The 20,092-nt window shown below is 63.5% G+C and carries 17 protein-coding genes; 9 read left to right on the top strand and 8 right to left on the bottom strand.

The features are described from left to right. Positions 1-7: 7 nt before the first annotated feature. The 3 genes from AB4Y81_RS07375 (at position 8) to AB4Y81_RS07365 (ending at position 4,797) form a co-directional block, all read left to right on the top strand. Positions 8-1,846 carry an FAD-dependent oxidoreductase gene (locus AB4Y81_RS07375; RefSeq protein WP_441995602.1) on the top strand — a complete coding sequence of 613 codons (1,839 nt, stop codon included), beginning with the start codon at positions 8-10 and terminating at the stop codon, positions 1,844-1,846. Between the two features lie 110 nt (positions 1,847-1,956). Then, complete coding sequence (gene mnmA / locus AB4Y81_RS07370) at positions 1,957-3,078, top strand: tRNA 2-thiouridine(34) synthase MnmA (protein ID WP_229778574.1); 1,122 nt, start codon at positions 1,957-1,959, stop codon at positions 3,076-3,078. Between the two features lie 93 nt (positions 3,079-3,171). Beyond that, positions 3,172-4,797, top strand: coding sequence for a hypothetical protein (locus tag AB4Y81_RS07365; RefSeq protein WP_146230279.1), 1,626 nt, complete (start codon positions 3,172-3,174; stop codon positions 4,795-4,797). A gap of 39 nt (positions 4,798-4,836) precedes the next feature. Here AB4Y81_RS07365 and AB4Y81_RS07360 read toward each other — a convergent pair whose 3' ends face one another. Beyond that, positions 4,837-5,664 carry a caspase family protein gene (locus AB4Y81_RS07360; RefSeq protein WP_018776457.1) on the bottom strand — a complete coding sequence of 276 codons (828 nt, stop codon included), beginning with the start codon at positions 5,662-5,664 and terminating at the stop codon, positions 4,837-4,839. A gap of 246 nt (positions 5,665-5,910) precedes the next feature. On the opposite strand from AB4Y81_RS07360, the gene AB4Y81_RS07355 reads away from it, so the two are divergent. The 4 genes from AB4Y81_RS07355 (at position 5,911) to AB4Y81_RS07340 (ending at position 11,477) form a co-directional block, all read left to right on the top strand. Continuing rightward, positions 5,911-7,539, top strand: coding sequence for an ABC transporter substrate-binding protein (locus tag AB4Y81_RS07355; RefSeq protein WP_441995601.1), 1,629 nt, complete (start codon positions 5,911-5,913; stop codon positions 7,537-7,539). A gap of 124 nt (positions 7,540-7,663) precedes the next feature. Then, complete coding sequence (locus AB4Y81_RS07350) at positions 7,664-8,755, top strand: ABC transporter permease (RefSeq protein ID WP_441995600.1); 1,092 nt, start codon at positions 7,664-7,666, stop codon at positions 8,753-8,755. Positions 8,756-8,757: 2 nt separating this feature from the next. Next, positions 8,758-9,774 carry an ABC transporter permease gene (locus AB4Y81_RS07345; RefSeq protein ID WP_035733098.1) on the top strand — a complete coding sequence of 339 codons (1,017 nt, stop codon included), beginning with the start codon at positions 8,758-8,760 and terminating at the stop codon, positions 9,772-9,774. Beyond that, positions 9,771-11,477 (top strand): ABC transporter ATP-binding protein, encoded by a 1,707-nt coding sequence (locus AB4Y81_RS07340; protein WP_018776453.1) that lies wholly within the window; start codon positions 9,771-9,773, stop codon positions 11,475-11,477. The genes AB4Y81_RS07345 and AB4Y81_RS07340 overlap by 4 nt, the downstream gene beginning before the upstream one ends. A gap of 71 nt (positions 11,478-11,548) precedes the next feature. Here the strand turns inward: AB4Y81_RS07340 and AB4Y81_RS07335 are convergent, their stop codons facing one another. Then, complete coding sequence (locus tag AB4Y81_RS07335) at positions 11,549-12,205, bottom strand: NADPH-dependent F420 reductase (protein WP_193589772.1); 657 nt, start codon at positions 12,203-12,205, stop codon at positions 11,549-11,551. Between the two features lie 92 nt (positions 12,206-12,297). Here AB4Y81_RS07335 and AB4Y81_RS07330 point away from each other — a divergent pair, with 92 nt between their 5' ends. Then, positions 12,298-12,687 carry a chorismate mutase gene (locus AB4Y81_RS07330; protein ID WP_018776451.1) on the top strand — a complete coding sequence of 130 codons (390 nt, stop codon included), beginning with the start codon at positions 12,298-12,300 and terminating at the stop codon, positions 12,685-12,687. Between the two features lie 3 nt (positions 12,688-12,690). Beyond that, positions 12,691-13,725, top strand: coding sequence for a hypothetical protein (locus AB4Y81_RS07325; protein WP_441995599.1), 1,035 nt, complete (start codon positions 12,691-12,693; stop codon positions 13,723-13,725). On the opposite strand, the gene AB4Y81_RS07320 is transcribed toward AB4Y81_RS07325, so the two are convergent. From AB4Y81_RS07320 to AB4Y81_RS07295, 6 genes are read right to left on the bottom strand one after another with little or no spacing between them, the layout of a single operon-like run. Beyond that, a complete protein-coding gene (locus AB4Y81_RS07320) occupies positions 13,722-14,441 on the bottom strand; it encodes a DUF4166 domain-containing protein (protein ID WP_441995598.1) in 720 nt (239 codons plus the stop codon). The two genes, AB4Y81_RS07325 and AB4Y81_RS07320, sit on opposite strands and share 4 nt — an antisense overlap. 24 nt (positions 14,442-14,465) lie before the next feature. Next, the gene (locus AB4Y81_RS07315; RefSeq protein WP_189075177.1) at positions 14,466-15,758 is read right to left on the bottom strand and encodes a DUF58 domain-containing protein; all 1,293 of its coding nucleotides are present in this window, start codon (positions 15,756-15,758) and stop codon (positions 14,466-14,468) included. A gap of 29 nt (positions 15,759-15,787) precedes the next feature. Beyond that, a complete protein-coding gene (locus tag AB4Y81_RS07310; RefSeq protein ID WP_189075176.1) occupies positions 15,788-16,906 on the bottom strand; it encodes an AAA family ATPase in 1,119 nt (372 codons plus the stop codon). Then, complete coding sequence (locus AB4Y81_RS07305) at positions 16,903-18,102, bottom strand: DUF4350 domain-containing protein (RefSeq protein ID WP_189075175.1); 1,200 nt, start codon at positions 18,100-18,102, stop codon at positions 16,903-16,905. Before AB4Y81_RS07305 ends, AB4Y81_RS07310 begins: the two co-directional genes overlap by 4 nt. Next, on the bottom strand, positions 18,099-18,737 hold the full coding sequence (locus tag AB4Y81_RS07300) for a DUF4129 domain-containing protein (RefSeq protein ID WP_179128288.1): 639 nt from the start codon (positions 18,735-18,737) through the stop codon (positions 18,099-18,101). Before AB4Y81_RS07300 ends, AB4Y81_RS07305 begins: the two co-directional genes overlap by 4 nt. A 50-nt stretch (positions 18,738-18,787) precedes the next feature. Next, on the bottom strand, positions 18,788-19,768 hold the full coding sequence (locus tag AB4Y81_RS07295) for a DUF7847 domain-containing protein (protein ID WP_018776444.1): 981 nt from the start codon (positions 19,766-19,768) through the stop codon (positions 18,788-18,790). Between the last annotated feature and the right edge of the window lie 324 nt (positions 19,769-20,092).

Raw genomic sequence — 20,092 nt, 5'->3', positions numbered from 1 at the left:
ACTGAACATGAATACACCCCTGGATTCTTCCCCTGCCCTGCCCGCCGTGGACTGCGACGTCCTGGTCATCGGCTCCGGCGCGGGTGGCCTGTCCGCAGCTGTGACCGCCGCCTATCACGGGCTGAAGGTGGTGGTTGTTGAAAAGGCCGACGTCTGTGGCGGCGCTACCTCCTGGTCCGGCGGTTGGGCCTGGACCCCCGGCAATCCCTTGGCAAAATCAGATGGCGTGGTGGAGGACCGCGAACAGTTCCGCACCTACCTGCGCCACCGGCTCGGAAACCACTACCAAGAGGACAGGGTGGAGGCTTTCCTGGAAGCCGTGCCGCACATGGTGGGGTTCTTCCAGGACAAGACAAGCCTGCAGTTCGTACCCGGTACCGAGATCAAAGACATCTACGGCGACACGCCAGGAGCGGGCACCGGGCACCGTTCCGTCGGGCCCAAGCCGTTCAACGCACGCAACATCAGGCCCGGGCTCCGCGCGATGATGCGCCACCAGCTCTACGAAACCTCATTCCTTGGAATGGGCATCATGGCGGGTCCGGATCTGCGCAAATTCCTCTCCGCCTCCCGAGGCAACGTCAAAGGCATCTTCCACGCCGGCTGGCGGGTTGCCTTCCATCTGCTCGATCTCGTTACACACCGGCGGAACATGCAGTTGGTCAACGGAACCGCGCTCACAGGCAGGCTGCTGAAGTCCGCTGATGACCTTGGTGTGGAGATCCGCGTCTCCACGCCGGCCAAACGGCTGGTGACGGACGCCTCGGGAAAGGTGGCGGGCGCCGTCGTCGATTCTCCCCAAGGGGAACTGCAGATCAACGCCTCCCGTGGCGTCGTCCTGGCGGCCGGAGGCTTCCCCAATGACGTCGCCCGCCGCAAGACATTGTTCCCGAAGACGCCCACGGGCCGGGAGCACTGGACACTGGCGCCAAAAGAAACCACCGGCGACGGCATTTCCATGGCACAGGCAGTGGGTGCCCGGTTTGAGACCGACGTTGAGTCGCCGGCCGCCTGGTGTCCTGTCTCCCTGGTCCCATACCTTAATGGACGCACCGGAACGTTCCCGCACATCATGGACCGGGCAAAACCGGGCAGCATCGGCGTCCGACGGGACGGCAAACGATTCGTCAACGAGGCCCAGGGCTACTACGACTACGTCCAGGGCATGTTCAACACCACTCCTGAAGGTGAACCGGTCGAAGCGTGGCAGATCGCTGATGCAGCGTTCGTGCGAAGGTTCCCGTTGGGGATGGCCAAGCCCCTTCCCGTGCCGCTCTTTCCCTACCTGCGCTCCGGTTACCTGAAGAAAGGCAACACACTCGAGGAGCTGGCTGCGGCATGCGGCATCGATCCGCAAGGACTGGCAGAGACCGTCGCGGCATTCAATGACAACGCCCGCAAGGGCATTGATCCCGATTTCCAACGTGGCAGCAGTGAATTCAACCGCTATGGCGGCGATCCCGGAAACAAGCCCAATCCTTCGCTGCGTGCTTTGGAGAAGGGTCCGTTCTATGCTGTCCGGATTGTCCCCGGTTCGTTCGGTACCTTTGCCGGCCTCGCAGCAGATTCCCGGGCACGCGTCCTTGACACCCATGGCCAACCCATCGGCGGCCTTTATGTCGCGGGTAATGACCAGGCCTCAGTCATGGGCGGCCATTACCCCGCAGGAGGCATTAATCTCGGACCGGCCCTGACTTTCGGGTACATCGCAGGGCGCGATCTCGCTGACGCCACCATCTACGAGGACGACGGCGGCGCTGCCCCTTCGCAGCGACGGAACCTGGCGACGCTGGCCGAAAGAGCCGAAGGATCGGAATCCGAGGGTGGGTCAATCACAAGGATTTAGCTCTGGCGTGGTATCGCACGCTAGAATGGATGGGCGTCCACGGCCGTCAAAAGCCGGACAGGCCGCCACATCCCTTGATCCAGAAAGCCAGCATGCGAGTACTTGCAGCAATGAGCGGCGGAGTGGACTCCGCCGTGGCCGCCGCCCGAGCCGTTGAGGCAGGGCACGACGTCGTGGGGGTCCACCTCGCGTTGTCCCGCATGCCGGGGACCCTTCGCACCGGCAGCCGGGGCTGCTGCACCATTGAGGATTCCCGTGACGCGTGGCGGGCCTGCGACGTCCTGGGAATTCCCTATTATGTGTGGGATTTCTCCGAGCGCTTCAAGGAAGATGTCGTCCAGGACTTCATCGACGAATACGCCGCCGGACGGACGCCGAACCCGTGCATGCGCTGCAACGAGCGCATCAAGTTCGCGGCATTGCTGGAGAAGGCGATCGCCCTTGGTTTCGACGCTGTTTGCACCGGCCACTACGCCAAGGTGATCGAAGACGCTGACGGCAACCGTGAACTCCACCGTGCTGCCGACTGGGCCAAGGACCAGAGCTATGTCCTGGGCGTCCTGACCCATGAGCAGCTGAAGCACTCCATGTTTCCGCTGGCGGACACGCCCTCCAAGGCAGAAGTTCGTGCCGAGGCTGAGCGGCGCGGCCTGTCCGTGGCCAACAAGCCGGACAGCCACGACATCTGCTTTATCTCCGACGGCGACACCCGGGGCTGGTTGGCCGAAAAGATCGAGATGACCACCGGTGACATCGTTGATGAAACCGGGGCCAAGGTCGGCGAGCACCCTGGCGCCAACGCCTTCACCGTCGGGCAGCGCCGCGGGCTGAAGCTGGGCACTCCGGCTGCTGACGGCAAGCCCAGGTTCGTCCTCGAGATCCGTCCCAAGGAAAACAAGGTAGTCGTGGGCCCCGAAGCCCTGCTGGCGATCGACGAGATCCGCGGCATCAAGGTCTCCTGGGCCGGCCTGCCCATCCCGGAGGTCGCCACCGGCGCCAGCTTCGAATGCCACGCCCAGGTCCGTGCCCACGGCGATCCCGTCCCCGCAGTCGCGCACGTGGAAGCCGTCGAGGACGGGTCCGGCGTGGAACGGGCACAGCTCGTCGTCACCCTGACCGACCCCCTGCGTGGCGTGGCTCCCGGCCAGACCGTGGTTCTCTACCAAGGCAGCAGGGTCCTGGGGCAGGCAACCATCGACGCCGCGCGCTCACTTCAGCGGGTAGCCCTCTAAGAGCCATTGCCTCCCGAATGCCCCGACTCCATACTGGGCTAAGCAGCGTTTCCGCTGCGGTGTTTGGGGTCCGCATTCGGGACGGCGATGACTGTGGCATTTCCAAAGAAGAGCCCGGGAGACATCAAAGCCGGGCAGATGGTCTCCTTGACCATCCTTGCTGAGGGGCCGATCGCCCCCGCCGGGGGTGCGCCGCTGACGGCACAGGTACGCATACCGGTTGAACGGTTGCGGCGCGGTCCCACGGGCCACCGCTACGCCATCCATATCCGGAAGTGGCGGGGGACCACCGTATCCCCGGTGAGCCTGACGCAGCCGGGAGATCCTTGGCGTTTGATTTCCGAACCACCACCGGCCGGCCTGCGCGAGCTCCTGGACGACACCCGCTTCCTGGCCCAGCACGTCTACGGTGTCGCGATGAGCACGCTGGAAATCTTCGAAACCACCCTGGGCAGGCGCATGCCGTGGAACCCCGAAGGGCGTGTGGTGCTCAAAGCCCGTGACCTGGTCACCGCAACAGACACCGGGTACGAGCGGGGCACCAACATCATCCGTTTCGGATCCGTGGACCGGATGGGATACAAAGTCCCGACTGCCCTGTACCGCGACATTGTTGCCCATGAGGTGACACACGCGATCCTGGATGGGTTCAGGCCCGCCTGGGCGGACCAGATGGCCACCATGGAACAGCTGGCCATGCACGAGGCTTTGGCCGACATCGTGGCCATCCTCTCCGTGTTCTCTTCCAAGGAAGTTGTGTACCGGCAGCTCGAAGCCGCGGCAGGAGGTTTCGAAGCGGGGCAGACCGTTGATGACGCAGTGCTGATGCGCTCGCTCTTTGACTTCGCCCGGGATCTCTTTGCCCGTGGGCCACTGCGCGAGCCGTTCGTCGGTGCCGCGCCGGAGGGCTGGCAGTTGCTCCCCGAACCCCACGCGCGGGGTGCTGTCGTGGTGGGTGCGGTGCTCCGGGCCGTCCAGCGCTTGTGGTCCGAAAGGAATGCCCGCTACGGCGGGTTCCACAGCCTCCAGCAAAAGGCCGAGTCCGGTTCGATTGTGGCAACCAGGATCCTTCGCATGGTGATCCGGGGCCTGTCCTACATGCCGCCGGTGGATGTTTCCTGGCGCGACCTTCTGCGCGGAATCATCGCCGCCGACCTCGACATGGTTCCTGACGATGTCCATGGATACCGGGAAGCACTCCAAACCGAGTTTTCCGCAATCGGCATCCGCCGGGTTTCGTTGAACAACATCAGCGGGGTTGAGAACTACAGCGGGCTCCGTTACCCGATCCGCCTCTCGGCACTGGGATCAGACCCCCAGGAAGTACAGCGCTTCGTGTGGGAGAACCCGCGGCTCCTGGAGGCCGCCCGTCTCGAGCGGCGAACACCCCTGAGTTCCACCCGGGTCCGGACGTCCGAACGCGTATCGCCGGACGGGTTCATCATTTCCGAGATCGGAGCATCCTTCATCCAGACGGTCCGGATGAGCCGGAGGGAAGCCTATGTCCGCCTTGGGGTGAAGACCGGGCGGGACTTCATTGACGTCCGTGGAGGAGGACTGTTGAGGTTCGACGCCGGTGGCCGCCTCGTCTATGCCGCGCTCAAACCCGTCATGGACAGGGAACGGCAGGGCCAGCTGTTCGGTTCCGACCAGCACCACGAAGCCGAGCAAGCGGCCTCATCCGGGGTGCGCAACAAATTCCACGGCACGGGGGACTAGGCAGGCCGGAACGGCAGGGATCTGATGCGGGAACTGAACTCAAGCTCCCCAGGCCGCTTTGCGCGCAGCCCTCGACGCCTCAAGCTGCGCCACCTGGTCGAAGCCGCCGGCCTTCAATCCCTTGCTCACTTCTTTGAGGAGGTCAGCCCGCCCCAAGCCTCCGTCGCTGCGCAGAGATTTAACGAGGTTGTACGTGAACGCGCCGTTGTACCGGCCTTCCATCAGGGCATCCGCTGCGGTTTGGTCGGATCTGCAGGCTGCCATGAGGACCGGCGTGGACAACTTGGCGGTCTTGACAATATCGCGCAGGGTCCGGGTCTCCAGGTCCTCGTTCGCCATGACGGCCCGGGGCGTTGGTCCAGGCAGGAAGCGCGGGCGACGGCCGGGAATCAGGTCCAGCGACTTCAGCCCGGTACCACTGTGGCAGGTATCAAGCAGCACATCCATCAGGACGCCATCAGGAAGGCGGCCGAACACGGCAGCCAGTTCGTCGTCTGAAATGACCGTTCCGGGGTCCCAGGAGTCACCGGCATCGTTGATGTCGTGGCAGGCAAAGGCCTCATCAAGGCTGTCGTCTTCGTCGCCACCGGTATCCGGAATCTGCGTGCCATGGCTGGAGAAGGTGAACACGATCTGCTGGATGGTGCCCTCGACCGCCGCGTCTACCAGCTTGTTGACCTCCGCCAGAACCATCTTTTTGGTGGCTTTGTCATCTCTCAGAACGGTGACCTGTGATGCCGGGAATCCGTAGCTTTCCTCGAGCAGGCCGGCCAGATCCTCGGCATCGTTGACACAGCCGTGAAGCCAGCTGGACTCCGGAAGGTACTTGAATTTGTTGATCCCCACACAAAGGGCTGCCTTTTCCATGAGCCTGACTTTCGACGTGTGATCCAGCGGTTGAGCACCCGGGATAAACCATATTCCTGTCCCACCTGTCCGGCAATGCTCCCGTAGTGCCTGGGGAAGCTACTGGAAAGTAAATTTTGTGTCTCAAATCACCAAAACGGGGGTTCGCGGGCTTCGAAGTCTGGTTGAATCGAGGCACTAAGAGTGTGCTCCGTCACAAATATCCCACGGCGGAGCATCGAATCCATCGAACAGAAGGTTCACCAGATGGCACTGAACAAGAAGGCCCTGCACGGCGCTATCGCGCTGGCGGGCATCTCCGCATTCGCCTTAACGGCATGCACGGGCCCCTCCGGTGGCGGCTCCTCGTCTGCTCCGGCGGCCGCAGGCCCCATCGCCTACGGCACAACAGACAAAGTCACATCACTGGACCCCGCGGGTTCCTATGACAACGGTTCATTCATGGTGATGAACCAGGTCTACTCCTTCCTCCTGAATTCCAAGCCGGGTGGCGCGGAACCCGTACCGGACCTCGCCGAGTCATCGTCCTTCACGGCCCCTTCCGAGTACACCGTCAAGCTCAAATCCGGGCTCAAGTGGGCCAACGGCCACACATTGGACTCCAAGGACGTGAAGTTCTCCTTCGACCGCCAGGTGGCCATCAATGATCCTGCCGGACCGGCATCGTTGTTGACGAACATCGACAGCGTCAGCGCGCCCGATGCCACCACCGTGGTTTTCAAGCTCAAGAACGCCAACGATCAGACTTTCAGCCAGATACTCAGCAGCCCTGCCGCACCGATCGTCGATGACGAGGTCTTCCCGGCAGACAAGATCCTCTCCGATGACGAGATCATCAAGGCGAACGCGTTCTACGGCCAGTACACCATCGACAGCTACAAGAAGAACGAACTTGTCAGCTTCAAAGCCTTTGCCGATTACAAGGGCGTCCTCGGGAAACCGGCCAATGATGCAGCCACCATCAAGTACTACGCCAGCCCCACCAACCTGAAGCTGGAAATCCAGCAGGGAGCGATCGACGTCGCCTTCCGCAGCCTGAGCGCTACGGACATCGACGATCTCCGCAAGGACTCCAAGGTCAAGGTACTGACGGGTCCGGGCGGCGAGATCCGCTACATCACCTTCAACTTTGACACCATGCCGTTTGGAACCAAGGCAACCGGAGCGGACCCCGCCAAGGCTTTGGCAGTACGCCAGGCCGTGGCCAACCTCGTAGACCGACAGGCCATCGCCGACCAGGTCTACAAGGGCACCTACCTGCCCCTGTACTCCAACGTCCCCAGTGGATTCCTCGGCGCCAACGAGTCGTTCAAGGACGCCTACGGCGATGCCGGCAAGCCCAGCCTGGACAAGGCCAAGAAGGTCCTTACCGATGCTGGAATCACTGACAAGGTGGCATTGAACCTGCAGTACAACCCGGACCACTACGGCGGATCATCCGGTGACGAGTACGCCATGATCAAGGAGCAACTGGAGAAGTCCGGACTGTTCACGGTGAATCTCCAGTCCACTGAATGGGTCACCTACAGCAAGGCAAGCCGTGCCGACGAGTACCCGCTGTTCCAGTTCGGGTGGTTCCCCGACTTCAGCGACGCCGACAATTACCTCACCCCGTTCTTCCCCGACGGCGGATTCCTCAAGAACCACTACAACAACCCCACGGTGAACAACCTCATTGCCAAGCAGCTCACCGAGGCCGACAAGACCAAGCGTGAGGCGGACATCAAGGACGTCCAGAACGCGCTGGCCAAGGACATCTCCACCCTGCCGCTGCTTCAAGGCGCCCAGGTGGCTGTTGTCGGAAGCGGCGTGAACGGCGTCGACAAGACGCTGGATCCTTCCTTCAAGTTCCGTCTCGGAACCGTGTCCAAGTAACAACGCTCTGTGATGGGGGAGGCGGGCCACTGATCCAGTGTCCCGCCTCCCTTGCTGACCACCATCGTGGCCGGCGCGTATCAGCCAATCCCGCGCAATCCACGGGCAGGAAATACAGGTAACAATGACAACAGTTATAGAAGTACCCGAGGCTGAGCCCGGGGTAGTTGCTCCCAGGAGCAAGTCCAAGGGCGGGGGTGGACTCGGCAGGTACATCGTGATCCGGTTCTTCCTGATCATCCCCACCGTCTTCATTTTGGTGACCCTCGTGTTCTTCCTGATGAGGGTCATCGGCGACCCCATCACGGCAGCACAAGGTGGCCGGCTTCCTCCCGATGTCCTGGCCCAGCGGATCCACGACGCCGGTTACGACAGGCCGGTCCTGGTGCAGTACTTCGAGTACCTGGGCCAGCTCCTCACCGGCAACTTCGGCACCACCATCACGGACCGGCGTCCGGTCGTCGAGGTACTCTTCACTTTTGGCGCAGCAACGCTCGAGCTTTCCATCAACGCGCTGATCGTCGCGCTCGCCGTCGGTATCCCCTTCGGCCTCATCGCTGCCCAGCACCGGGACAAGACCCCGGATGCCTTCCTGCGGTTCTTTGCAATCCTCTGCTACGCAACGCCGGTGTTCTTCTCAGGGCTGCTGCTTAAGCTGACCTTCTCCGTGTGGCTCGGTTGGCTCCCTGTAGCCGGCCGTGCGTCAACGCGGACTGAACTGACCATGAGCAGTCTCGCGGCGCCGTCGGGCATCTACTGGCTTGATGCCATCCGCAGCGGCAACTTCACGGCACTGGGCGACGTCGTCTCCCACGCCATCCTTCCCGCAATCGCCCTTGGTTTGCTCACCGCCGGCGTCTTCCTGCGGCTGGTCCGCACCAACGTGATCGGGACCCTGGGCAAGGACTACATCGAGGCAGGACGCTCACGGGGTGTCAGCGAGTTCCGGCTCGTGACCAAGCATGCCTACAAGCCGGCCCTCATCCCCATCATTACCGTGATGGGCCTGCAAATAGCGCTCATGCTGGGCGGTGCGATCCTGACGGAGACCACCTTCGAATGGAAAGGCCTTGGATACCAGCTCGTCCAGTACTTGAATGCCCGTGACTTCGTCGCGGTACAGGGCATCGTCGTCCTGCTGGCCATCATCGTGGCCGTCACCAACTTCCTCGTGGACATCATTGCCGCGCTCATCGACCCCCGAGTGAGGTACTGACCATGAGCACCCCCACACTCACCCCGCCCAGGCAGCCGCTTTTCTCCCGGCTCCCGGTCATCTCGCATCTCAAAAAGAGCGTCGGGCTCCAACGCGGCATGCTCGTTGTGGGCGTCGTCCTCAGCGGGCTGTTCATCCTCACAAGCATCTTCGCGCCGCTGCTGGCGCCATACGGCTACTCCCAGCTCAGCGATGCATCTGGTTCCTTCCCCACCCAGCAAGCGCCGGGCGGCAAGCACCTGCTGGGAACCACTGTTGGCGGCTACGACGTCTTGTCGCGTGTCGTTTGGGGATCGCAGACCGCTGTAACGGTCATTATTGTCTCCGTTGCCATGTCACTGTTCCTCGGCGTCGCCCTTGGACTGCTTAGCGGTTACTTCGGCGGGTGGCTGGACCGGATACTGGTTGTGGTGGCCGACGCCATCTATGCCTTCCCCACCCTGCTTCTGGCAATCGTCATTTCCATCGTCATCAGCCGTGGCCAGTCCAGCTTCTGGGGCGGTATCTTCTCTTGCGCGTTCTCCATCACTGTGGTGTTCGTTCCGCAGTACTTCCGGGTGATCCGCGCCGAAACCATCAGGCTCAAGGCCGAACCGTTCGTTGAGTCGGCCAAGGTCCTTGGCGCCTCCAGCATGCGCATCATCGGGCGCCACATTTTCAAGAACGCCACCCGGACCCTGCCGCTCATGTTCACCCTCAACGCCTCCGAAGCGATCCTCACGTTGGCGGGCCTGGGCTTCCTGGGCTTCGGCATCGAACCCACCTCCGCCGCGGAATGGGGATTCGACCTCAATAAGGCACTGGCAGACACCTCCTCCGGTATCTGGTGGACAGGTGTCTTCCCCGGCATCGCGATCGTGCTCACTGTCCTGGGCCTCACACTCGTGGGCGAGAGCATCAACGACCTCAACGACCCCCGTATCCGGGGACGCAAACGTGCCGGAGGTGCCACCTCCACACCAGGAACGCCATCCGCACCAGGAACGCCGTCCACACCGGCAGAGGCAGGTAAACCATGACCACCAACCTTGGCCAGGTTTCGGACCAGGCACCCACAGGCCAGCCAGTACTGACCATTGACCGGCTGCAAGTCACCTTTGCCACCGACGGCGGAGACGTCCACGCAGTCAAGAACGTCAGCCTGGAGGTGAACCCCGGCGAAGTTGTCGCGATCGTGGGGGAGTCCGGCTCCGGAAAAACCGTGACAGCCAAGACCATTCTTGGCCTGCTTCCGGAAACAGCCATCAGCTCGGGCGCAGTTCTGATCAACGGCAACAACGTCATCAGCGTCAGCAAGTCCGCGCTGCGCAAGATCCGTGGCCGCGACGTGGCGATGGTGTTCCAGGAACCTTCCACCGCCTTGAACCCGGTCTTCACCGTCGGCTGGCAAATTGCCGAAGGCATCCGGGCGCATGCATCCGACGGCAGGCGCATCTCGGCCAAGGAAGCGAAACTGAGAGCCACCGAGGCACTGCGCAAAGTGGGCATCCCCGACCCCGAAACCCGGGTCAACTACTACCCCCACCAGTTCTCCGGAGGACAGAAGCAACGCGTGGTCATCGCTGCCGCGCTCGCCTTGGATCCGGGGCTGATCGTTGCCGATGAGCCCACCACCGCGCTCGACGTCACCGTACAAGCCGAGATCCTTCAACTGCTCCGGGATCTGCGGGACAACTACGGGACGTCCATTGTGCTCATTACCCACAACATGGGCGTCGTGGCCGACCTGGCAGACAGGGTGGTCGTCATGTACCAGGGCGATGTGGTGGAGGAGGCCCCCTCCAAGGTCCTCTTCGCCGAGCCCCGCCAGGAGTACACCCGCAAACTCCTCGCCGCAGTGCCTCACCTGGGCCGCCATTCGGCCTCCGAAGGAGCACGCAGCAGGCTTCACCAGGATGGAAAAGTCCTGGTGGAGGCAAAGAACCTCACCATTGAATACCCGGGCCGTTTCGGCAGGCATGGGTTCAAAGCGGTGGACAATGTCAGTTTCACCGTTTCGGAGAACGAGGTCTTTGGCCTGGTAGGGGAGTCGGGTTCAGGCAAGTCCACCATCGGACGGGCCATCGCCGGCCTGAACCGGACAACGGGCGGCAGCCTGAAGGTGCTGGGCTACGAAATGCTGGACTTCAAGGAGCGGACTTTCCGGCCGCTGCGCAAGGAGATCGGCTTTGTATTCCAGGATCCTGCAGCGTCTTTCAACCCGCACCTCACCATCGGTGAGTGCGTCGCCGAGCCGCTGATGATCCACACCAAGCCAGGTGCGGCTGAGGCGCGGAAAAAGGTCGGCGAGTTGCTCGAGTCAGTCCAGTTGCCGGCGTCGTACGCCCAGCGGTACCCGCACGAGCTCTCCGGCGGACAACGCCAGCGCGCCTCCCTGGCACGATCCCTGGCGCTGAACCCCCGGCTGCTGATCGCCGACGAACCGACGTCCGCGCTGGATGTGTCGGTGCAGGCCAAGGTACTGGACCTGTTCAAGGACATCCAGGAACAGTTCGGATTTGCTGCCCTCTTCATCAGCCACGACCTCGCAGTGGTGGACATGCTGTCGCACTGGGTGGGCGTCCTCTACAAGGGACAGCTGGTGGAGCAGGGGATCGGAAACCACGTGATGGGCTCACCGCAGCATGAGTACACCAAGCGTCTGATCGCCTCCTTGCCGGTGCCGGACCCCGAAGAACAAGCACGACGGCGGGAAGCGCACCGGGCACTGCTGGGCGGCTGACTCCCGGAGCCGAGTGCAGAAAGGCGCGTCCTGCGGTGCGGGGCGCGCCTTTCCGGGCTGTGGCTGGGCAGCTACTCGGAGACGATGGCGATGTTGAACATCTTCCCTTGCGGCTGCTGCATGAAGATCCGCAGCCACAGCGGCAACCACATTTCCATGCCCCGTGCCGCGTCCAGTCCACCCAGGTCCCGGATGTGCCCGGGTTCCCACGCAAATTCCTGCAGCAAAGCAGAAACGGTGGACTTGGCGTCCAGGTCGTTGCCCGCAATGAACATGTCATGGGGACCGGGAAGACGGCCCGGATCCACCATCACCGGTGCACTGACCGTATTGAGCGACTTGACCACACGGGCCTTCGGGTAGCTCCGTTGGATGGTCTCGGCGATGCTGTCCGTGTTGCAAACCGTCAGAGGGGGCGGAAAGCCTTTGGAGCCATCCAGCGGGTTGGACACGTCAAGGAGGACCTTTCCGTTGAGGTTGTCCGCACCCGCCTCGGCAAGGACCGCCAGGCTGACTGTTCCCGGCGTGGCATTGATGATCAGGCCGGACCGGGAACACGCTTCCGCAAACGAGCCCGCATGCCCCCGGGCTCCCGCCTGTTCCGCCCACTGCATGCCCTTGGGGTTGCCTGATTCCCGGGACCCCATGGTTACTTCATGGCCCAGCTCCACCAGCTTGCCAGCCAATGCATGGCCCACCATCCCCGTGCCCAGAACCGCGATTTCCATGAAAGCTCCTTTGCCGAAACTACAGTGATGGTGCCATTGTGCTCCGCTTCATACGCGGAAAACACTGCGTCCCGCACCATAGACTTGGATGCATGACCGAGCAGAACAATGCCCTTCCCCATGACGACGATTCCTTCAACCCGGCCGCGAGCTCCCTGGCCGGCCACGTTGACCGCTCCGTCATGGACGAACTGCTGTCCATCCGGTCCAGCATCGACAACATCGACGCAACCTTGGTCTTCCTGCTCGCGGAGCGGTTCAAGGCGACGCAGAAGGTGGGAGTGCTGAAGGCAACCCACAAGCTGCCGGCCGGGGACCCGGGCCGTGAAGCTGCCCAGATAGCCCGGCTCCGCCGTCTTGCCGAGGACGCCCACCTTGATCCTGCCTTCGCCGAGAAATTCCTGAACTTCATCATCAGCGAAGTGATCCGCCACCACGAGGCCATCGCCGAGGATCACCAGATTTCCAGCCAGCAGGCCTGATCCATGTCCTCTGTGAGTGACCTGCGTGCAAGCGCGACTGCCCTGGGGCCGTGGCCGGGCAACGATCCCGCCGAGGCCATCCGGATCATCCGCGGGGAGCTGGGGGACCCGCATCTTCCTTTCCTGCCCGAACTGCCGGCCCGCGGGGTTGGTTCCGATGCCGTCGGCCGGACGGGTTCACTGCTCGTGGACCTGGACATCGACGTCCAGCCGCATGGATGGCGTTTGGTGGACAGGCCCGGCAAGGATGAACGGCGCGCGAGCTCGGCCCTGGCAACGGACATCAACATTCTGGCCGACGTGGCCGGTGCCGAGGACGTCTCCGCGACTGAACTCAAGATCCAGCTGATGGGCCCGTTGAGCCTGGCCGCCAGCCTTCACCTGCACAACGGCGAACGCGCGCTGCTGGACTACGGCGCCAGACGGGACATTGCGGATTCTTTGGCGGCGGGCGTAGCGGAACACCTCCGCAAACTCTCCGCGGCCGTACCTGGCGCCCGCCTGGTGGTCCAGGTGGACGAACCGGAGATCGCTTCAGTCATGGCCGGGACCATCCCGACGGCGAGCGGTTACCGAACGCTGAGATCCATCGACGGCGAGGAAGTCACTGGCGCGTGGCGGTTGGTGATCGACGCACTCAAAGCTGCGGGCGTCGTCGAGACCGTCATTTCCGTCCCGGAAATCGAAGCACCCATTGATCGGATACTCGCCGCGGGTGCCGACGGCGTGGCGGTGCCGTTGACGGCGCTGACTACACGCCAATGGGAGCAGCTCGCCGGTGCCGTGGAGGGCGGGAAGCGGGTATGGGCCGGTGCGTTGCCGACCGGCGATCCCAGGGCCCTGCTACCCAAGACCTCCGACGTTGTGGAGAGCATCTGGAAGCCTTGGCGCCAGCTCGGCCTGGAGGCCTCCGGCCTTGCCGGTCTCCGGGTCACACCTTCCACGGGGCTGGCGGACTTTACGCCGTCGGCGGCCAAGGACGTGCTGACGAAGCTGACTAAGGTTGCCGATGGCCTGGACCAACTGGCCCAGGGCTAGATCCGCGGCTCCCAACGGTCCGGTTCGGCATAGCGCGGAAGGGCCGTGCCGGGGACGGCGCCCGGCAGATAGGGCGCAAGCCGGTAGTCGAAACGACCCGCGTACACCAGCACCAGACCGATCTGCGGCTGGATCACTTTGACTTGGATGCGGTGCTTGCCCTCGGCCTCATCCCACCACTGTTCGGCATAGGCTTTCGCATCCAACGCGGCTGGAAGGGGAAGGCGCAGCGGTCCCAGGAACAGCCGGCTCGCCTTGGAAATACCGCGAAGGCGGCCTTCATCGGTAACCGTGACGTCAAGGTCCGTGACCAGGCGGCGATACCGGCCCATATGGTCCACCAAGCGCGCCCGTTCGTTGGGTTGCTGTCCCGACGGCAGGACGGCGCTCGTCGTATCGTGGAACAGCCGCGTGCCGGTGGGGAAGTAGATCTCCCGCCTGGCCGTCAGGGCCGGACGGCCGAACGGGTCAACGTGTGCGTGGTTCTCGATGCGGAAAGGAATGCCCTCACCGTACTCCGGGAAGAACGCTTGCTCGCTCCCCGTGAGGGCGAGCAGGGGCCGCAGCCACCTCTGCCGGCAACCGACGACGTCAAAAACACCCTCCCCGATGCCATACGATCCGGAGCCGGCCGCCAGGGAAAAGTACTCCTGCACTTCCGGAGCCAACCTGGTGAAGTCATCACCGAGGGCAAGCTGGTAAATTGGCGCGTTCATGGCTGTCCTTCCTGGATCTGGAAACTAGAGACGACCGGCTGCTTTGAGCCTTATGTAGGTATCGGCGAGCAAAGGCGGCACGTCCAGCGGTTCGGCATCCACCACTTCGGCACCAAGCTGGCGCAATTGGGCAGTGACTGCCGCGCGCTCAAGAAGCGCGCGTTCGGCAGCGGCGGCCCGGAACACCTGGCTGGCCGTGGTCCGTTCGGCCTTCATCGCCGCAAGCAGGGGATCGCGAACCGAAGCAACAATCACCACGTGCTGGCGGGACAGTTGCGCCACGGTGGGGAGCAGTCCTTCTTCGGGGGCCCCGCCGTCGAGCGCCGTCAAAAGCACCACCAGCGAACGGTGCGCCGACACGGCGCGTACTTGCCCGGGGATCTGCTGCCAGTCCAGTTCGATCAGCTCTGCTTCCAACGGCGCCATTGCCTGGACGAGCTGCCCCAGCAGGTTCCCCTTGGACGCCGACTCGACCCTGGCGCGGAGCCTCCGGTCATACGCAAGGAAGTCCACGCGGTCCCCGCCGCGTTCGGCCAGCACCGCAAGCAACAGCGCTGCCTCGATTCCCGTATCGAGCCGCGGTTCGTCCTCTATCCTGGCGGCCGCTGTTCGGGACGTGTCAAGCACGACGACGACACGACGGTCGCGTTCCGGGCGCCAGGTCCTGACCACCACGGACGTGCGGCGGGCGGTGGCGCGCCAGTCGATGGACCGGACGTCATCGCCCCGAACGTAATCCCGTAGCGAGTCGAACTCGGTTCCGGCACCGCGGATCTGCACCGCTGCGCGGCCGTCCAGTTCACGGAGCTTCCTGAGCTTGGAGGGAAGATGGCGTTTCGAATGGAATGGTGGCAACACCCGCAACTGCCCGGGGAGTGGCCGGGTGCGTTGTCGGGCCGCCAAACCCAAGGGCCCCGACGAGCGGATGGTCACGTGCGGGCTTTCCAGATCCCCGCGTCTCCTGGGAACCAACGTTACAGTCATCCGGCGACGCTCGCCCGCAGGAACGGCCAAGCGCTGCACGGGATTCGTGGCTCCGGCGGACGGCTGCCACGCATCCCGAATGACGGCGTTCAGTTTCCGTCCGGTGGCGTTGGTCACCGACACCACAGATTCCGCGCTGCCTGCCAATGTGACATTCCCGGGTTGCAGACGCTCCAGGACAAGCTTTGCCGGGGACGCTGCCAGAAGCAGATCCAGAACAAGCGCCAGTACCAGGACCACGCACACCAGCAGTACCGTCGGCCAGGACGGGAACAGCACCAGTGGCACCAACCCTGCCAGGGCCAGCACTACGAAGCGACCGGTGATGGCCATTCAGGCCCCCTCGGCCAAGCGGACTCGGATCACCGCGGCACCGGAACCGAGGCGAGAATGCTCCCCAGGACGTCGTCCACCTGGATACCGTCCATTTGGGCTTCGGGCCGGAGCCCCACCCGGTGCCGGAGACACGGAAGTGACAAAGCTTTGACGTCGTCGGGTGTCACGAAGGTCCGGCCGGACAGCCAGGCCCACGCCTTGGCCGTATTGAGCAGTGCGGTGGCACCACGGGGGGAGACGCCCAGTTGGAAGGACGGAGCGGACCTGGTCGCGCGGACAATGTCGACGATGTAAGACAGAAGTTCCGGAGCAACGGCAACCTGTGCAACTGCAGCCTGCGCCGATGAAAGGTCCGAGGCGCCCGCCACCGGCCGTACCCCGGCCGCAGCAAGGTCCCGCGGGTCAAAGCCATTGGCATGGCGTCGAATGACCTCGATCTCCTCCGCCCGTCCGGGCAGCGGCATGGTCAATTTGAGGAGGAAGCGGTCAAGCTGAGCTTCCGGGAGGGGGTAGGTTCCTTCGTACTCCACCGGGTTCTGGGTTGCCGCCACGATGAAAGGGACGGGGAGGGGACGCGAGACGCCATCAACCGACACCTGCCGCTCTTCCATCGCTTCCAGCAATGAAGCTTGGGTCTTGGGCGGCGTCCGGTTGATTTCGTCGGCCAACATGATGTTGGTGAAGACAGGGCCCTCGCGGAACGTGAATTCCGAGGAATGGGAGTCATAGACAAGCGAGCCCGTCACGTCGCCCGGCATCAGGTCCGGGGTGAACTGAACACGCTTGGTGTCCAGGCTCAGAGCCGTGGACAACGCCCGCACCAGGAGCGTTTTCGCCACACCTGGAACACCCTCCAACAGGACATGCCCGCCACAGAGCAGAGCGATCAGCATCCCGGTCACAGTGGGATCCTGCCCGACGACGGCCTTGCCGACTTCATCACGCACATTCAGCAGCGACTGGCGCGCCGGGTCCCCGGCAACCTGACGCTGGTGGCTTTCGTCGCTGGCCGGCACTTGGTTGTGCTGTGTCGAGGCATCGCCTTGCGGCGCGGCGTCGTCTTGTGTCATCGGGGCGTGTCGTGGCATCGCCCCGCCCGCGTACTGGCTGTTTGAGTCCGTGTAACTGTTCGGCTGGCTGCTCATCGGCTCCTGGCCTCCTGTTCTATTCGTTCAAGCTCTTGTGCCCACTGCACCAGTCGTCCTTCGGTTCCCGGCCTGAAGTCGACCAGGACTGACCGAACTTCCGGGGCCGGCCTCCCCAGCCGCCGGGCGGATGCGTCCACTACGGCGTCCGTGCTTGCGTCCGCTCCGAGGTTGAAATGGCGGGCAAGGCGGGTCAGGGTGCCCGCCCGCAGGTTCCCGGCCGCTCGTTCCACTGCCCGCGCATCCTGGTAAAGCCGTGCCCTTCCTTCGGCCGTTTCGGCTGCCTTGACCACAACGGGAAGTGGTTCGAAAACAAGGGGTCCAAGCCGCCGCCCACGCCAGCCGATGGCCAGCAGAGTCACGATGCCCAGCCAAGGCCCTGCGTAAGCCAACCATTTGGGTGCAAGTTCGCTGAGTGTGGGAGCCGTATCGGTCGCGGAGATGTCCTTGACTCCGGGCAGATACCAGATGAGGTCGGGGTTGTTCCCCAGTGTACGAAGCGCCAGTGCGGCGTTGCCCTGCGTGGCAAGATGCTCATTGTCCACCAGGTCCGTGCTGCCCAGGACTATCAACCGGCCGTCGGTTGATGCTGCATACAAACCGGGCCCGTCACCGCGGCTGGAGTAGCACATCTCGGGTCCCGCATAGACGGAGCCCTGCGCTGACACCGGGCCCGAGACCGTGGCATCCTCCACGGTACAGGCAGGTTCGATGACCGTTTGGCCCTCGGGAATCACACCGCCGGGACGGAATCCGGGACCAAGCCCGTTGAGTGTTCGCAGCCTTGGCTTGACCACCACCACGCGGTCTGCGGCTGCCGCGAGGTCCTGAATCCGGGATTGGTCGAGGTACCCGCGGGGGTCATAGAGAAAGACCGTGGTCTGGTCCTTATCCGACAACGCCGACACCGTGTCGTCGTATGATTCCGTGGTGGTCAGGGCCACTCCGTGCCGTCCCAGGATCTCCGCCGCGGCCATTGCCCCATCGGGGGCCGGGTTCCGCGCGGAGAGCGCCCGGGAGTCCGTCCCGCCGGACATGCTGGTGACGGCAAGATACGTCACCAAACCCACCAGAAGTGCGCCGAGCGCAATCCACGTCAGGTGTTTCCGGAACCATTGGGTGAAAGCCTGCCCGGGGGAGGGGACAGGGGATCCTGCCTCATGATCCTGAGCGGGCTGTTTGGCGGTCAGTGTCATCGGGGCACCGCGAATCCAGTGTGGACGGCGCCGTCAAAGTCGGGCTTCATCGTCAGCAATTCGGCATCCAGCCCGCGGGTGGACTCATAGTCGGCGCGGGTTGCACCCTGCTCACCGTAGCGGACGGCATCGAACAGGAGGGCTGCTGCACCCAGGCGCGGTTGCACCGTGCTGAAGACCTGCCCCAGTTGCGCCGATGCTTCATCCGCGGTCCTGCCGGCCCGGACATCGATGATGTCCCGCTCTTCCGCCGATCGCACCAAAGCCCGGAACTGATCGACGACGGCGGCCGCCCAGTCGCCGTCGTTGGCAGCAGCTGACGCCCGTCTCCGGTAACCGTCGGCGTCGGCGGTGGCGTCGGCACCATAAATGTCATCGGTGCGGTTGGCGCGGCGGGCATTCAGCCGGGGTCGGACCACGAAAACCGCCACGATGATGAGCACCACGGCGATGGCAACAATCGCGGGCAGGGCGAAGTTGGTGCCCGGACCTGTTCCGTCGCCCTCCAACGATGAAAGCCAATCAAGGAAGTCACGCCATAGCTGGTCCAGCCATCCGGGGCGGGCATCGGAATATTGGGGTTTTCCAAGTTCTTCGATGGCCCAGCGCCGGGCTTCGTCGCGCTCCGGAGTCACAGGTGGTTCCATCGATAACAAAGGAGTAATCACTGCTACGGGTGATGCCGTCATACCGTGGGCCAGCCGACAGGACCCGGCGCAGCCGAGGGGCCGCCGGGCACTCCGTCAGGGTTGGCGCCCGTCTCCAGCATCCTCATCAACTCAACATCAAGGCCGTCGCGCCGCATGCGGAGATCCATGTAGATCAACGCAGAGACAGAGGACTGGAAAGCGAACGTCACCGATCCCACGAGGGCTTGGATTGCGGCGGTGATGACAGTGGTGATGACAAGCATGGAAGTGGTGGTTTCAGCATCGGGATGGGGTGCCACGGTTTCGCTGATGAATGCTGCAGCCAGGGATGCCGGGATCTGGACAACCTGGGCGATGATTCCCAGCATCAGTGTCACCACCAGGGTGATCCCGAATATCCGCCACCAATTGTTTTTGGTCAGCTGCCAGGACCGGAGGAGGCCGTCGTAGACGCCCGTTTGCTCCACCACGATGACGGCCGGCGAAAGCATCAGTTTCAGGGCGATCCAAACAAAGACGACGATGGAGCCAAGGCCGAGGGGAAGGACAATCAACAGCGCACCGGGTCCCATCGCGGTCAACAGGAGCACTGCGATGCCCACCACGGCGGCCCAAGCCAGTATTCCGCCGATGGTCAACAGCCCGGCAACGCCCAACAAGGGAAGGATCCGTTTCCCGGCAAGCTTCCACATCTGTTTGAAGCCCGTCCGCCGGTTGAGGACGGAACGGGCGACAGGGACTGCCAGAACACCCTGAAGGACAGACCCGAGGAATCCAAGCAGCAGCGTGACCCCGAGGGCTCCCGCCATAATGGCGAAAATCGGGCCCATGGCTTCAGTGAATTCAGCCCTGGAGTCCACTGATTCCAGGGAGACCGTCATTTGGAGCATCACCAGTGAGATAACGCCGGTGAAGACTGCTCCCAGCGCCTGCACGAGCAACGCCGAGCCAAACATGGAGGCAGCGTTGCGACGGATCGTCTGGAAGGATCCGTCCAGGATTTCGCCGAACTGCAACGGACGCAGCGGGATGACTCCCGGTTTGGGAGGAGCTATGTACTGAGGCTGGCCATACGGAGGTCCCGGTGGCCATGCAGGACCAGGGGCGCCCTGCCAATTCTGTGCCTGGTTTTGGGGGGGCCGTCCACGCCGGCGGTCCGCCCCACTGCGGTTGGTTACCCCACGCAGGCTGTGCCCCGGGCACCTGGCCACCCGGTACTTGACCACCGGGCGGCATCCCGTATGGTGGCTGGTTTCCCGACGCCGGCTGGCCATCTGTCGGCGAATGATGGCCGTGGTCTGGCTGTGACACGTTTCCTCCCCATGAGGTCCGGTCCGCCG

Source organism: Paenarthrobacter sp. TAF1 (assembly GCF_052113825.1).
Lineage (GTDB): Bacteria > Actinomycetota > Actinomycetes > Actinomycetales > Micrococcaceae > Arthrobacter > Arthrobacter nicotinovorans.
The sequence above is the reverse complement of the archived record's forward strand: the minus strand, read 5'-3'. Positions and strand labels throughout refer to the sequence as shown.

Excerpts from the sequence above, each read along its gene's own strand:
- AB4Y81_RS07320 (WP_441995598.1), bottom strand. The coding sequence starts at position 14,441 with ATGAACGCGCCAATTTACCAGCTTGCCCTCGGTGATGACTTCACCAGG.
- AB4Y81_RS07330 (WP_018776451.1), top strand. The coding sequence starts at position 12,298 with ATGACCGAGCAGAACAATGCCCTTCCCCATGACGACGATTCCTTCAAC.
- AB4Y81_RS07360 (WP_018776457.1), bottom strand. The coding sequence starts at position 5,664 with ATGGAAAAGGCAGCCCTTTGTGTGGGGATCAACAAATTCAAGTACCTT.
- AB4Y81_RS07375 (WP_441995602.1), top strand. The coding sequence starts at position 8 with ATGAATACACCCCTGGATTCTTCCCCTGCCCTGCCCGCCGTGGACTGC.
- AB4Y81_RS07310 (WP_189075176.1), bottom strand. The coding sequence starts at position 16,906 with ATGAGCAGCCAGCCGAACAGTTACACGGACTCAAACAGCCAGTACGCG.
- AB4Y81_RS07305 (WP_189075175.1), bottom strand. The coding sequence starts at position 18,102 with ATGACACTGACCGCCAAACAGCCCGCTCAGGATCATGAGGCAGGATCC.
- AB4Y81_RS07355 (WP_441995601.1), top strand. The coding sequence starts at position 5,911 with ATGGCACTGAACAAGAAGGCCCTGCACGGCGCTATCGCGCTGGCGGGC.
- AB4Y81_RS07335 (WP_193589772.1), bottom strand. The coding sequence starts at position 12,205 with ATGGAAATCGCGGTTCTGGGCACGGGGATGGTGGGCCATGCATTGGCT.
- AB4Y81_RS07315 (WP_189075177.1), bottom strand. The coding sequence starts at position 15,758 with ATGGCCATCACCGGTCGCTTCGTAGTGCTGGCCCTGGCAGGGTTGGTG.
- mnmA (WP_229778574.1), top strand. The coding sequence starts at position 1,957 with ATGAGCGGCGGAGTGGACTCCGCCGTGGCCGCCGCCCGAGCCGTTGAG.
- AB4Y81_RS07345 (WP_035733098.1), top strand. The coding sequence starts at position 8,758 with ATGAGCACCCCCACACTCACCCCGCCCAGGCAGCCGCTTTTCTCCCGG.
- AB4Y81_RS07325 (WP_441995599.1), top strand. The coding sequence starts at position 12,691 with ATGTCCTCTGTGAGTGACCTGCGTGCAAGCGCGACTGCCCTGGGGCCG.
- AB4Y81_RS07340 (WP_018776453.1), top strand. The coding sequence starts at position 9,771 with ATGACCACCAACCTTGGCCAGGTTTCGGACCAGGCACCCACAGGCCAG.
- AB4Y81_RS07350 (WP_441995600.1), top strand. The coding sequence starts at position 7,664 with ATGACAACAGTTATAGAAGTACCCGAGGCTGAGCCCGGGGTAGTTGCT.